General features: G+C 31.9%; 15 protein-coding genes and 1 tRNA gene. 8 read left to right on the top strand and 8 right to left on the bottom strand.

The features are described 5' to 3' along the window. The first annotated feature begins 33 nt into the window (after positions 1 to 33). A complete protein-coding gene (locus AC3VI6_RS04920; RefSeq protein ID WP_497705366.1) occupies positions 34 to 2,790 on the top strand; it encodes a PD-(D/E)XK nuclease family protein in 2,757 nt (918 codons plus the stop codon). Here AC3VI6_RS04920 and AC3VI6_RS04915 read toward each other — a convergent pair. From AC3VI6_RS04915 to AC3VI6_RS04905, 3 genes are all read right to left on the bottom strand, one after another. Then, positions 2,787 to 3,320 carry a GNAT family N-acetyltransferase gene (locus AC3VI6_RS04915; RefSeq protein ID WP_497705365.1) on the bottom strand — a complete coding sequence of 178 codons (534 nt, stop codon included), beginning with the start codon at positions 3,318 to 3,320 and terminating at the stop codon, positions 2,787 to 2,789. The genes AC3VI6_RS04920 and AC3VI6_RS04915 overlap by 4 nt on opposite strands. Positions 3,321 to 3,338: 18 nt before the next feature. After that, positions 3,339 to 3,411, bottom strand: a tRNA-OTHER gene (locus AC3VI6_RS04910). Positions 3,412 to 3,470: 59 nt separating this feature from the next. Continuing rightward, a complete protein-coding gene (locus tag AC3VI6_RS04905; protein WP_497705364.1) occupies positions 3,471 to 3,893 on the bottom strand; it encodes a molybdenum cofactor biosynthesis protein MoaE in 423 nt (140 codons plus the stop codon). 112 nt (positions 3,894 to 4,005) lie between these two features. On the opposite strand from AC3VI6_RS04905, the gene AC3VI6_RS04900 reads away from it, so the two are divergent. After that, positions 4,006 to 5,193 carry a phosphoglycerate kinase gene (locus tag AC3VI6_RS04900; RefSeq protein WP_497705363.1) on the top strand — a complete coding sequence of 396 codons (1,188 nt, stop codon included), beginning with the start codon at positions 4,006 to 4,008 and terminating at the stop codon, positions 5,191 to 5,193. Positions 5,194 to 5,333: 140 nt separating this feature from the next. Beyond that, positions 5,334 to 6,374, top strand: a complete 1,041-nt coding sequence (locus AC3VI6_RS04895; protein WP_497705362.1) for an NADP(H)-dependent aldo-keto reductase — start codon at positions 5,334 to 5,336, stop codon at positions 6,372 to 6,374. Between the two features lie 51 nt (positions 6,375 to 6,425). Here AC3VI6_RS04895 and AC3VI6_RS04890 read toward each other — a convergent pair whose 3' ends face one another. The 4 genes from AC3VI6_RS04890 to trpS form a co-directional block, all read right to left on the bottom strand. After that, a complete protein-coding gene (locus AC3VI6_RS04890; RefSeq protein WP_497705361.1) occupies positions 6,426 to 6,692 on the bottom strand; it encodes a type II toxin-antitoxin system RelE family toxin in 267 nt (88 codons plus the stop codon). After that, complete coding sequence (locus tag AC3VI6_RS04885; RefSeq protein WP_497705360.1) at positions 6,692 to 6,940, bottom strand: hypothetical protein; 249 nt, start codon at positions 6,938 to 6,940, stop codon at positions 6,692 to 6,694. Before AC3VI6_RS04885 ends, AC3VI6_RS04890 begins: the two co-directional genes overlap by 1 nt. 156 nt (positions 6,941 to 7,096) lie before the next feature. Continuing rightward, on the bottom strand, positions 7,097 to 7,402 hold the full coding sequence (locus AC3VI6_RS04880; RefSeq protein WP_497705359.1) for a DUF6370 family protein: 306 nt from the start codon (positions 7,400 to 7,402) through the stop codon (positions 7,097 to 7,099). 36 nt (positions 7,403 to 7,438) lie between these two features. Next, positions 7,439 to 8,407: a tryptophan--tRNA ligase gene (trpS, locus tag AC3VI6_RS04875; RefSeq protein WP_274633884.1), complete on the bottom strand. Its 969-nt coding sequence runs from the start codon at positions 8,405 to 8,407 to the stop codon at positions 7,439 to 7,441. A gap of 148 nt (positions 8,408 to 8,555) precedes the next feature. Here trpS and AC3VI6_RS04870 point away from each other — a divergent pair, with 148 nt between their 5' ends. Both AC3VI6_RS04870 and trhA read left to right on the top strand, forming a co-directional pair. Continuing rightward, a complete protein-coding gene (locus AC3VI6_RS04870; RefSeq protein ID WP_497705358.1) occupies positions 8,556 to 9,326 on the top strand; it encodes a lysophospholipid acyltransferase family protein in 771 nt (256 codons plus the stop codon). Then, positions 9,319 to 9,960: a PAQR family membrane homeostasis protein TrhA gene (trhA, locus tag AC3VI6_RS04865; RefSeq protein ID WP_497705357.1), complete on the top strand. Its 642-nt coding sequence runs from the start codon at positions 9,319 to 9,321 to the stop codon at positions 9,958 to 9,960. Before AC3VI6_RS04870 ends, trhA begins: the two co-directional genes overlap by 8 nt. Here the strand turns inward: trhA and AC3VI6_RS04860 are convergent. Next, the gene (locus AC3VI6_RS04860) at positions 9,957 to 10,433 is read right to left on the bottom strand and encodes a CYTH domain-containing protein (protein ID WP_497705356.1); all 477 of its coding nucleotides are present in this window, start codon (positions 10,431 to 10,433) and stop codon (positions 9,957 to 9,959) included. The two genes, trhA and AC3VI6_RS04860, sit on opposite strands and share 4 nt — an antisense overlap. Before the next feature lie 92 nt (positions 10,434 to 10,525). Between AC3VI6_RS04860 and recO the strand changes: the two genes are divergently transcribed. From recO to AC3VI6_RS04845, 3 genes are read left to right on the top strand one after another with little or no spacing between them, the layout of a single operon-like run. Then, entirely contained in the window at positions 10,526 to 11,248 is a 723-nt protein-coding gene (recO, locus tag AC3VI6_RS04855; protein ID WP_299000800.1) for a DNA repair protein RecO, read from the top strand. 3 nt (positions 11,249 to 11,251) lie between these two features. Beyond that, positions 11,252 to 13,075, top strand: coding sequence for a TonB-dependent receptor (locus tag AC3VI6_RS04850; protein ID WP_497705355.1), 1,824 nt, complete (start codon positions 11,252 to 11,254; stop codon positions 13,073 to 13,075). After that, complete coding sequence (locus AC3VI6_RS04845) at positions 13,038 to 13,754, top strand: TonB-dependent receptor domain-containing protein (RefSeq protein ID WP_497706570.1); 717 nt, start codon at positions 13,038 to 13,040, stop codon at positions 13,752 to 13,754. Before AC3VI6_RS04850 ends, AC3VI6_RS04845 begins: the two co-directional genes overlap by 38 nt.

The following is a 13,754-nucleotide window of genomic DNA, read 5'->3' as shown; positions in this document are numbered from 1 at the left end:
AAAATTGTACTTTGCTTACAAGAAAACCAAGGTATGCAGTCTTTTATTTCAGAAACGTTAGATAGTATTTTACAAAACACCAAATCGTTTGAAAATGTTGTGTTTATATTGCCCTCACAAAGGGCAGGAGTTTTTGTAAAAGAAACATTTAAAAAGAAAATTTCGGCAGGCTTTTTACCAGAGATTATCAATATTGGTGATTTTGTTGAAGAAATTTCTGAAATGAAAAAGATAGATGCTGTTCAGCTACTTTTCCATTTTTATACCATTTACAAAGAGCAAGAAGAGAATCCAGATTCGTTTGATGTGTTTTCGTCGTGGGCATTCACGCTTTTACAAGATTTTAATGAAATCGATCAACATTTAATTAATTCGAGAGAAATCTTTGTGTATTTGCGGGATATTCATCGTTTGAGAAAATGGTCGGTAAAAGGAGAGTTTAAAGAAACCGAATTGATGAAAGATCACTTTTCTTTTATGGAAAAGTTGAACAAATATTACGATGCTTTTTATCAATTTTTGGTTGAAAACAATATCGGATATCAAGGGGTTTTATATCGAGAATCAACTAAAAAAGTAGCGGATTTCATCCATAGAAATCAACAAAAGAAATACTTTTTTATAGGGTTTAATGCGTTAAATGCTGCGGAAGAATTGTTATTTGAACAATTTTTGTTGAATGGAAATGCAGAAGCCTATTGGGATATTGACAAAACATTTTTTGAAAGTCAACATCAAGCAGGAAGTTTTTTAAGAAAGTATAAAACTCGTTGGAAATATTATCAGCAGCACCCAATTCAAACGATTAAAGACTACTTTTCAGAAAGCAAACATATTGAGGTAATTGGAGCATCTAAAAATATCACACAGATAAAATATGCAGGAGAGATTTTAGAAAAACTTCCTAATTATAATAACACAGCGTTGGTTTTGGCAGATGAAACACTGTTGCCAATTACGTTGAATTCGTTGCCATCAAGTGTAGATGCGATTAATATTACGATGGGATATCCACTAAAAGATATTCCAACAACGAGTTTAATCTTTGCTATTTTTCAATTATTTCTGAATCAAGAAAAGTTAGAAAAGAAGGAAGAAAACCTTTTTTATCATAAAGATGTGGTACGCTTGGTAAAGGATGCTACTATTTATCGATTATTACAGAAAGATGAGCAAACAAACATTGCAGATGTGCTTTCAGAAACAGTAGCTAAAGAGAATAATACCTTCATTAATCAAGAAGAAATCATAACATTTCTTTCTCCAGTTAGTAAGGAGATTAAAGAAAGAATAGTTACTATTTTCAATTCGTTTGTATCAATTAGTGAGTTTTTAAACAGAATTATTGAGTTGATCAACTTGTTGAAAGATGAAGCCAATGAGTTGGAAAAAGAATATTTATTCCGATTTTATACAGCGTTTACTCAGTTGCAAAACTTGCATAATGAATTTGGTTATGTACAAGATTTAAAAACCTTACATCAATTTTTTAGGCAACTAATACAATCAGAAAGTTTATCATTTCAAGGAGAACCGTTACAAGGATTACAGTTAATGGGAGTATTAGAAACACGTGTACTAGATTTTGAAAATGTAATTATCACTTCAGTAAATGAAGGAGTTTTGCCAGGAAATCATCAACAGAACACGTTTATTCCTTTTGATGTAAAAATAGAGTTTGGTTTACCAACATACAGGGAGAAAGATGCACTGTTCTCTTACCATTTTTTTAGATTGTTACAACGTGCTAAAAACATTTACATTTTATACAATACCGAACATGATGTGTTTGGAAGTGGAGAAAAAAGTCGTTTTGTAACGCAGTTAGAAATGATGCGAGATGATATTACTGAAAAAATAGTGAGTCCTAAAGTAGTAACATCGCCTGTTCAATTAAAAGAAATTCAGAAGGATGAAAAAGTTCTTGAACGCTTACAAGAATTAGCTCAAAAAGGGACTTCTCCATCAGCATTAACCAATTATTTGTACAATCCGATTGCCTTTTACAAACAGAAAATTTTAAAAATTAATGAATTAGACGACGTTGAAGAAACAGTTGCTGCAAATACGATGGGAACTGTTGTGCATGATACCTTAGAAGAATTATATAAACCCTTTGAAGGAAAATATTTACAATTAGGAGATGTTGAAAATATGCAGAAGAAAACCAAAGAACTCGTAACTTTTTATTTCTCAAAACATTTTAAAAATGGAGATTTAACCACAGGAAAGAATCGATTAATTTTTGAAGTTGCAAATCGTTTTGTAGAGAATTTTTTAGCTAAAGAAAAACAACTCTTAAAAGACGAAAATAATCAATTGAAAATAATAGCTACTGAGCAAGAATTATCTTCAGAAATTATGGTTGAAGGAATTAATTTTCCAATAAAAATAAAAGGAATTGTCGATCGAATTGATGAACTCAACGGTGTTACTAGAATTATTGATTATAAAACAGGAATGGTTGATAGCACGAACTTAAAAGTACTCGACTTTGAAGTGATACGCGATTTAAAATACCACAAAGCCATTCAGGTAATGTTATATGCGTTTTTATATACTCAACACACACAATTTAATTTTGAGAAACGATTGGCAGCAGGAATTATCTCCTTCAAAAACTTAAAAAGTGGCTTTTTACAGATGAATTTCTCATCTAATTATCGAAAACCTGATAACGCTATTACAGAAGAAAGATTAGAAGAATTCATGACTGAAATAAAAAATCTCTTAACTGAGTTATATGATCCAGCAGTCAATTTTGTTGAACCTGCTGATTTACCGTATTAGATACCTAAATAAATAATCTCCCAATTATGATTGTTACTTCTGTAGGTTTTTAAAGTTCTAAAACCAATTGCTTTATGCGCATTCATAGATCGAGTGTTTTTCTTATCAATTTCAGTAATAATACAATCGTATAATCCAGAGAATTCTTCTTTCATTTTAGTATATAAACCTCTAAAAATTCCCTTTCCTCGGTAATGCTTGTCTATACAAACTTGCCCCATTAAAACATATGATTTTGTGCCTTTTGAAGTCATGTCAATTTTATTAAACATAGGAATGAGAATTGGAATATCATTCCTGAAAACTTTAGACATTGATAAAGCATAACCAATAACTAGCTCTCCACTTTTTGCAATAATATGCGGATGTACATCATTCATTTTTTGCAGTAACTCCAAATCATGATGAACGGTAACAAAACCTTGTTCTTTTTTATCTATTTCTGATAAATTACCAGGCAAGTTCTGTTGTTGCAACTCTAATATTTGAAGCAATTCTGTTGGGTGGGTTACAGTTGTGAACTCAATCATGATTTAAAGATAAAAAAGTGGAGCATATCGGAGTCGAACACTAAACCTTCCCGACTTATCGGGACGCTCTAGCCAACTGAGCTAATGCCCCAATAAAGATTGTTATGTATTTACATTATTAGAAATGACTTAATACCAAATATAGTATTTTTAAGGGTGCGCATTCACCCAAACTTCTCCATCTTCAAAAAATTCTTTTTTCCAAATGGGCACTGTTTCTTTTAAGGTGTCAATGGCGTACTGACAAGCTTCAAAAGCGGCTTTTCTGTGCGGAGAAGAAACTGTAATAATTACAGGAATATCACCAATAGTTAACAAACCTTCTGCATGATGAATGGCAATTTTTGTTACTCCAAATTTTTCCAAAGCAGCATCCGCAATTTTTTGCATTTCCTTAATTGCCATAGGCTTGTAGGTAGAAAAATCTAGTTGAGTTACTTTTTTGTTTTGTGTAGCATTTCTTACAGTACCTACAAAAACAGCGATTCCACCACAAGAAGGATCAGCTACAAAATCGTAACATTCTTGTAAATTAAGTTTTTCAGAAGTTATTTTTATAGATGTTGTGTTCATATTAATAAGCATGTAAGTTTAACAAAGATATAAGATTGAAAGCTCAAAAAGAATAGAAACCAATCAGATTTAAATAATTATTTTTGTTTGCTGAAACAGAACACAACTTAAAATGAAAACATTGAACGATTTCAATTTCGAAAATAAAAAAGCATTAATTCGCGTAGATTTTAATGTGCCTTTAAACGATAGTTTTGAAGTAACAGACGATACAAGAATCCAAGCAGCAAAACCAACGATTATTAAAATACTAGAAGATGGTGGTAGCTGTGTGTTAATGTCGCATTTAGGACGTCCAAAAGGAAAAGAAGATCAATTTTCGTTACGTCATATTGTTAGCAAGGTAACAGAAGTGTTAGGTGTACAAGTGAAGTTTGTTGATGATTGTATTGGTTCAGTAGTTGAAGAAGCAGTAACTAATTTAAAAAGCGGAGAAGTTTTATTGTTAGAAAACTTACGTTTTTATACAGAAGAAAAAGCGGGAGATGTTGCTTTTGCTGAACAATTAGCCAAATGGGGAGATGCGTATGTAAATGATGCTTTTGGTACAGCACACAGAGCACATGCATCTACTGCGATTATCGCACAATTTTTTCCAGAAAATAAATGCTTCGGAAATTTATTAGCAACTGAGATTGAAAGCATCGATAAGGTATTAAACAATTCAGAGAAACCAGTGACCGCTATTTTAGGAGGGGCGAAAGTGTCGTCTAAAATTGGTGTGATTGAAAATATTATTGAAAAAGTAGATCACATTATTGTTGGAGGTGGTATGACGTTTACGTTTATCAAAGCTTTAGGAGGTAAGATTGGAAACTCATTAGTTGAAGAGGATAAATTAGAGTTAGCATTAGAAATTTTAGCGAAAGCAAAAGAGAATAATACAGAAATTCATTTACCTGTAGATGCAGTTATCGCAGATGCTTTTTCAAACGATGCGAATACACAAGTAGTAGACACAAATGAAATTCCTGATGGATGGATGGGGTTAGATTGCGGACCTAAAACCGTTGAAAAATTTGCTAAAGTTATCGCAAAATCAAAAACAATTTTATGGAATGGTCCTTTAGGAGTTTTTGAAATGGAAAAGTTTGCACAAGGAACCATTGGTTTAGGAAATGCAATTGAAGAAGCAACTAAAAATGGAGCATTCTCTTTAGTAGGTGGAGGAGATTCAGTTGCTGCTGTAAAACAATTCGGATTTGCTGATAAAGTGAGTTATGTGTCTACAGGTGGAGGAGCGATGCTAGAAATGTTAGAAGGACGTACCTTACCAGGAATTGAAGCAATTCTTAATTAGCAAATTTGAAAATGAGTTAATTCACTAATTTTCAAATCAACAAACTTTCAAATTAAAAGTTTAAATGTGTAATTGTTGAAGTGTTTATTATGTTGCTTTTTTAAACAATTACACAATTCAACAGTTAAACGATATAAAGAATGAAATACACCACACTACCCAATACCGATGTAAAAGTTTCTAAAATTTGTTTAGGAACAATGACTTGGGGTCGACAAAATACAGAAGCAGACGGTCACGAACAAATGGATTATGCCTTAGAACAAGGGGTAAACTTTTTTGATACCGCGGAATTGTACCCTGTGCCAGCACTCCCAGAAACATACGGAGCTACGGAAAAAATTATAGGTTCTTGGTTCAAAAAAACAGGAAACAGAGAAAAAGTAGTGTTGACGTCTAAAATCGCTGGAGGTGGAGATTATACGGCACACATCAGAACAGGTGGTTTCAATAGAAAAAATATATCTGAAGCGATTGAAGGTAGTTTAAAACGTTTACAAACCGATTATATTGATTTGTATCAGTTACATTGGCCAGATCGTGGAGTGAACTGTTTTGGAGTGCGTGATTATCCGTATAAAACTTCTACTAAAGAAGCTGAAAAGCATTTAGAGATTTTAGAAACCTTGAACGATTTTGTAAAACAAGGAAAGATAAAGCACGTAGGTTTGTCTAACGAAACACCTTGGGGAACGATGAAATATCTGCAAACAGCAGAACAACACGGTTTGCCAAGAATGGTTACGATTCAAAACTCATACTCGTTAATTCATAGAGGATATGAAGTGGGAATGTCTGAAGTTTCTATGAGAGAAAATATTGGTTTACTGGCTTACTCTCCTCTAGCACAAGGAGTATTAACAGGAAAATATATTGATGGAAAAACTCCAGAAGGAGCAAGAGGAACTTTATTTCCAAGGTTCATAGCTAGATATAAAAATGAAGGTTCAGAAAAAGCAGTTTTAGCGTATCAAAAAATAGCAACTAAACACGGATTGACGTTAGCTGAGTTATCTTTAGCGTACGTTAATCAGTTACCATTTGTAACGAGTAATATTATTGGAGCTACGAAAATGAGTCAGTTAAAAGAAAATATCAATTCTATCAATATTGAATTGTCAGAAGATATTTTAGCAGAGATTGAAGCAGTGCACAAGGTAATTCCGAATCCAGCTCCATAAGCTAAATAAAATCTAAAATAAAAAATCGATGTAAACTTTACATCGATTTTTTTATGGGAATAATTTATAAATATCGTTTCGCTTTACAAAACGAGCAATAGTAATTTCATTATCAGAATAATAAATACCTAGACGATAGTCACCTATTCTTACTCGATAAGCATCTGGATGACCAGACATTTTTTTTATACCATTAACGTCTAGCAAGTTTTCAGCTCTTTTTAAATCATTAATTAATTCAAGTAAAGCCAATTTTAATTTTTCATCTTTTACTTTTTTTACATCTTTTAAAGCCAGACGAGAATAGATAATATTCATTATTTTAATGCTTTTAAGAACTCTTCTTCACTTACTGTGTCGGTTCTATCAGCTTGTTGCATTAAGAGTAATAAGCCTAAGTCTTCTTTTTGTTCTTCGGTTAAACTATCTAATTGTTCTTTTTCCTTTTGAATAACAAACAATTCAATAGCTTTTTCCATTAAAGCTTTTACACTTAATCCTTCAAAAGCGGATAACACTTTCAGTTTGGTAAGAAGAGTATCGTTTACTTCTACCAGTTTTTTCATTTGTTAAGTTGTTTTAATAATTTAAAGGAGAAACAAATATACATAATATATAAAGTATATACAATTATTGGTGTATATAAAAAAACCGAAGTAGTTTTCTACTTCGGATTTTTTTATGTTTTTATCTAGAAACCTTGTTTCTAAAAAATTTAAAAACTATTCTTTTACAATTTTAAAAGAAGTAGCTTTAAATCTTCCGTCTTCTACTTTTCCAGAAACTTCAGCTTTTCTAACAACATTACAAAAACCGGTATTTTCATCATGAGAGTCTCCATAATCGTCTATGTGAGCACCATCAACAAAATAGGCTTGTCCATCAACTTTAACTGCTAAATCGCATCCATGTTGGCTATCTAAACCAAACTTACATTGACCGCATGAAGCTTCTACTATTTGTGTTTTTTCTTTTGGAGTACTACAAGCCAAGATTCCGAAGAAAAAAAGAAATACTAGTTTTTTCATATTATTGAGAGTTTTAAGTTACTAGTTTGGGTAGGATTAATATCCTATTTTACCACGTACTCTTTGCAAAACATCTTTAGCAATTACTCGTGCTTTTTCAGCTCCTACAGCTAAAGCTTCATCAATTTCATGACGGTTTTCCATGTAGTGGTTATATTTTGTGCGTACATCAGCAAACTTATCAATAATTAGTTCATAAAGAGCCTGTTTAGCGTGTCCGTACCCATAACCTCCATTTTCGTAATTAGCACGCATTTCGGCAATTTGTTCTTCCGAAGCTAATAATTTATATATAGCAAAAACATTATCAGTATCTGGATCTTTTGGGTCTTCTAAGGCTTTACTATCCGTTTGAATAGCCATAATTTGCTTACGTAACTTTTTGTCTGGTAAGAAAATATTGATGAAATTATTTCGAGATTTACTCATCTTTTCACCATCAGTCCCAGGAACTAATTTGGTGTCTTCATTTATTTTTGCTTGAGGCGGAACTAAAGTTTCACCTACTATGTTGTTAAATCTGTTGGCAACATCACGTGTCATTTCTAAGTGCTGTAACTGATCTTTTCCTACAGGAACAACTTCAGCATCATACAATAAAATATCTGCAGCCATTAACATAGGATAGGTAAATAAACCAGCATTTACATCTGCTAAACGATCGGCTTTGTCTTTAAAACCATGTGCTAAAGTTAAACGTTGGTATGGAAAAAAGCAGCTTAAATACCAAGTTAACTCAGTAACTTCAGGAATATCACTTTGACGATAAAAAACGGTTTTGTTAATGTCAATTCCACAGGCAAGCCAAGTAGCCGCTACACTATAGGTGTTTTCGCGCAATTCGTTACCGTCTTTAATCTGAGTTAAAGAGTGCATATCTGCAATGAAAATAAACGATTCGTTTTTTGAATCATTAGCCATTTCAATAGCAGGTAAAATTGCTCCTAATAAATTTCCTAAATGTGGGGTTCCTGTACTTTGTACACCTGTTAAAATTCTTGACATAAATCTGTTTTGAAAATTTTTTACTTAAGTAAGCAAAAATAAGCTTAAAATTCATCAAACAAAAGAAATTACTACATTCGCATTTCTATTTACTCTCCTTTGTTAAGTTGATGAGAAAAAAGAGTTATCCATTTTTAATTTTAAAGGCTTGAAGTATATTTTTTTTCCTATTCGATTTATTTGGCGTGTTTGGTTTTACTTGTTAATGGTCGCTTCAATTTTGTTAATGGCTCCTTTTATGTTGATTTTAACATCAGATGAAAAGTACTATCCGTTATTTTGGAAAGTTGTTAGAGCTTGGGCTTTCTTTTTAATTTACGGAATGGGTTTCCGATTAAAAATTGAAAAAGAGCAAGAGATTGATAGAAATAAAAGTTATATGTTTTGTGCAAATCATGCTTCTTTTTTAGATCCTTGGGTGTTAATAGCTATGAGTAAAAACCCAATTGTTTTTGTAGGAAAAAAAGAATTGGTAAAGTTTCCTGTTTTCGGTTTCTTTTACAAAAAAGTGGTTATTATGGTTGATAGAAGTGATGCAGAAAGTAGAAGAAAAGTATATGAGCAAGCACATAGCAGATTAAAAAACGGAACAAGCGTCGCTATTTTTCCTGAAGGATTGGTTCCTGATGAAGATGTTGTATTAGCACCGTTTAAAAATGGAGCGTTTAGTTTAGCGATTGAACATCAGATACCAATAGTTCCTCAAGTATACTACGATGGAAAACGTTTATTTTCTTGGGATATTTTCAAAGGATCTCCTGGAACATTTAGAGTAAAACAATGCAGTTTTATTGAAACAGCAAACTTAGTTCAAGAAGATAAGAAAAAACTTAAAGAGCAAACTTACAGTGTTATATACAATGAATTGATTAATGATGAGTTGTATATGAAAGATACAAACCGATTAAATAATGAGTGAGAAATTAAATCATCGTTATAGTGATAAAGAGGAAAGACTTAATGTGTTTTCTCATGGTTTAGGATTGCTTTTAAGTATTATTGCTTTTCCTGTGTTACTGCAAAAATCATTTGAATATAATGCTTTTTGGAAAGGTATTAGTTTGGTGATTTATGGAATAAGTATGATTGTTTTATACGCAGCATCTACTTTTTATCATGCAGCTAAAGAACCCAAGCTTAGACGAAAGCTTAATATTTTTGATCATGCTGCTATTTATGTGCTTATAGCAGGAACATATACTCCCTTTTGCTTGCTGGTTTTATCACCGAATTTAGGTTGGTATTTATTTATCGTTGTTTGGAGCTTTGCGTTAACAGGCGTTGTTTTAAAGTTGTTTTTTACAGGAAGGTTTGACAAATTATCAACAGCGTTATACTTATTAATGGGTTGGCAAATAGTCTTTTTAATTAAACCGTTAATTGATAGTTTTTCTAGCGAAGGATTATTCTATCTTTTTTTGGGAGGCGTTTTTTATACTGTTGGCGCTGTTTTTTATTCGATTAAAAAGCTAAAATACAATCACGCAACGTTTCATGTCTTCGTATTATTAGGAAGTTTAAGCCACTTTATAGCTGTTTATTTCTGTATCTAAGAAGACCAATTAATAAAAGGATGTTTACTTAAGTTTGAGTTGTAATATTTTGCGATACCTGTAACCTCTTCTCCTAACCATTCTGGTTTTGTGAAATTTTCATTTTCATTTTTTAGTTCAACTTCGGCAATTAGTAAACCGTTGTTTTCTCCTAAAAACTCATCTATTTCAAAAGTATGATTATCAATTTTTACTAAGTATCGGTATTTTTCTATAATCCCTTTTTCACAAAGATTAAAAAGACTTTTAGCTTCATTTTTATCAATTTCTTTTTCCCATTCAAAACGGGTTGTTCCGCTAGCATTTGAAGCTCCTTTTATAGTCAAAAAACCTTTGTCGTCTTTTATTCGAACTCGAACTACTCGTTCTTTGTCTGAATTTAAAAACCCTTGTTTTATATAATTTTTTTGAAATGAACTTTCTTTAAAAGCTTCTGATTTTACTAAGAATTTTCTTTCTATTTCTACAGCCATACCAAAGTGCGTCAAATTTGTACGAAAGTACCATTTTTATAGTCAATATTAAATATCTTTGATTGATGATTTTAACTGATAAACTCGATTAAATGGCGGTTGTTGCTACCAAAGCTATTGTTTTAAGTTCGCTAAAGTATGGTGATACAAGTTTAATTGTAAAGTGTTTTACGTTACAAGAAGGGGTGAAATCGTATATGTTAAAAGGGATTTTAAAAGCTAAAAAAGGAAAATTAAAGGCAGCTCACTTTCAACCGTTAACACAATTACAAATCACAGCAAATCATAGTAATAAAAGTTCTTTACACTCTATAAAAGAAGTGCAGGTAATTCATCCGTATGAAACAATACATACTTCAATAGTAAAGCAATCTATCATATTGTTTTTGTCTGAAATATTATCAAAAATCATTCAAGAAGAAGAAGAAAATATTCCATTGTATCAGTACTTAGAAACCTCTTTAGTTTGGATAGATACTCACGATGAGGTGGCTAATTTTCACTTGTTGTTTTTATTAAATTTATCAAAGTATTTAGGGTTTTATCCTGATACTTCCGAATCTGATAAAAAAGCCTTTAGTTTGTTAGAAGGAAGTTTTACTGATTTGGTATATGAAAAAGGGAATTTAACAGGTAAAGAAATTAATCTTTTTAAAAGTTTGTTAGGCATAAATTTTGATGCAATAAATTCAATTTCCTATTCAAAAAATGATAGGCAAATTATTCTTCGAATTATCATAAAATATTATGAATTACATTTGGAAGGATTTCGGAAACCCAAGTCGTTAGACGTATTAGAAACTGTTTTTAGTTAATTTATGAAACAAATAATTACTGTATTTTTTTTACTAATTGTAACCACAATTTTTTCACAAAACCTTACTGTTATTGATGCTGAAACAGGAAAACCTGTTGAATCTGTTACTGTATTTAATAAAAATAATACAACGTATGCTGTAAGCGATGAGTTAGGAAAAGTTGATATTTCAGCTTTTTCAAAAAATGAAGTGCTAATTTTTTCGCATGTTTCGTATGCAGAATATCAAGAGAAAAAATCAGCTTTAAAGGCAAATAATTATCATGTGTATTTGTCAAAAAACTCAGAGCAGTTAGATGAGGTGGTCGTTTCGGTATTTAAGAACAGAGAAAAAACAAATCGTATAGCAGAACAAATTGCGGTAGTTTCATCAAAAGAGATAGAAAAATTATCACCACAAACATCAGCAGATTTATTATCGAGTGTACCTGGAATAAAAATTCAAAAATCACAATTTGGGGGAGGAAGTCCTGTAATGCGAGGAATGGAAAGTAACCGAGTGTTATTAGTGGTTGATGGTGTTCGTATGAATAATGCAATTTATAGAAAAGGACACTTACAAAATTCAATTACAGTAGCTCCCAATTTACTAGACAGAACTGAAATTGTTTTTGGTCCGTCATCAGTAATTTATGGTTCAGATGCTCTGGGTGGAGTAATTCACTACTATACAAAAACACCAAAAATATCAGAAAAAGGTAGTGAAGTGAAAGGAAGTGCCTTTTTACGATACAGCTCTGCAAATAATGAGGTAACCAATGTGGTTTCTACCGAGCTTAGATTTAAAAAATGGGCTTCATTTACAAGTGTAGCTCACAGTAATTTCGGTGATTTACGAATGGGGAAAAATCGCTCTCATGGTTTTGATGACTGGGGTAAAGTACCTTTCTACTCTAATAATACTGATAGTTATTACAACGATACACCAGTTGCAAATTCTAATTTAAATATTCAGAGAAATACTGGTTACAGTCAAACAGATGTATTGCAGAAGTTTTATATTCCTTTCTCAAAAGACACCGATTTTAAGTTAAACATTCAATATTCAAACTCTTCAAATATTCCACGTTTTGATAAGTTAACAGAGTTAAAAGGAAATGGAGATTTAAAATTTGCAGAGTGGTATTATGGACCGCAAGAAAGATTATTAGTTTCTCCACAATTACTCATCAATCCGAAGAAAAAATGGATGGATAAAGGAACAATTACCTTAGCATATCAAAACATAAAAGAGAGTCGTATTCAACGAAAATTTGGAAGTTTAGATAGATCGTATAGAAAGGAAGCAGTAGATGTTTTTAGTTTGAATGGAGATTTTACAGTTCCGTTAGCAGCGCATAGAAATTTAGGATATGGAGTTGAGCTTGCTTATAATGATGTGGCTTCTAATTCTTACGGAAAAACATTGCGATTAAACGAAAATGAAATTATCGGATTTGATGGTGATTTTGCAGTGCAATCTCGTTATCCTGACGGTGGGAGTAGTTATTTAAGCTCTGCTTTTTATGTAGATTACCGTCAGGATATCAATGCTAAATCTACTTTAAATACAGGAATTAGAGGTACACATACAGTATTAAAAGCTAAATGGATCGATGAAACATTCATAGATATTCCTCAAAACGATATTCGATTAGATAATCAATCCATTACAGCAACGATAGGTTATGTGTATAAGCCAACAAGAAATTGGCAATTAAACGGAGTAATTTCTTCAGGGTTCCGTTCTCCAAATATTGATGATGTAGGAAAAATTAGAGAGAAAAGCGGTAGGTTAACGGTTCCTAATACCGAGTTACGGACCAGAATACGCATACAATTTTGAAATAGGACTTCAAAAATATTTTAATAATAGAAAGTTTAGAGTAGGAATGAATGCCTATTACACAATATTAGATCGAAATATCACTCGAATCCCGTATGAATTTTTTGGACAAAGTACTGTGTTTTATGATGGGGATGAGTACAATACTGCTGATGGAGAAATTTTAACGAATTATAACAGAGGAAGAGCTTACATTACAGGATTTACTGCGAGTTACGAAGGTAAAATCTCTAAAAATTGGAAAACTTCAGGGTCAATTACATACACTAAAGGGAATACATTAAAGTCGGAAGAAAAAGGAGTGCCAGATGAACCATTATCATCTATTCCACCATTATTTGGTCGTTTCGATTTAAGTTATGTAAACAAGAAGTTTGAAGGAGGAGCTAATCTAGTTTTCAATGCTAAAAAAGACATTTCTGATTATAACCTAACAGAAGGCATAGATAATCACGATCAAACACCAATTGTGAACCCTGATGCTACAAATGATATTGATATGTACTACGGTACTCCTAGCTGGATGACTGTTGGATTGTACGGAAAATATCAGTTCACTAAAAACATAGCAATACAAGCGCAATTGTCTAATTTATTTGACGAACATTATAAAGAATTTGCCTCTGGAGTATCTTCTGCAGGACGCAATATTTCAGTATCTTTGCAAACGAATTTTTAA

Source organism: Tenacibaculum sp. TB-56, assembly GCF_059716275.2.
Note: the sequence above shows the minus strand (reverse complement) of the source record. Positions and strands in the feature narration are given on the sequence as shown.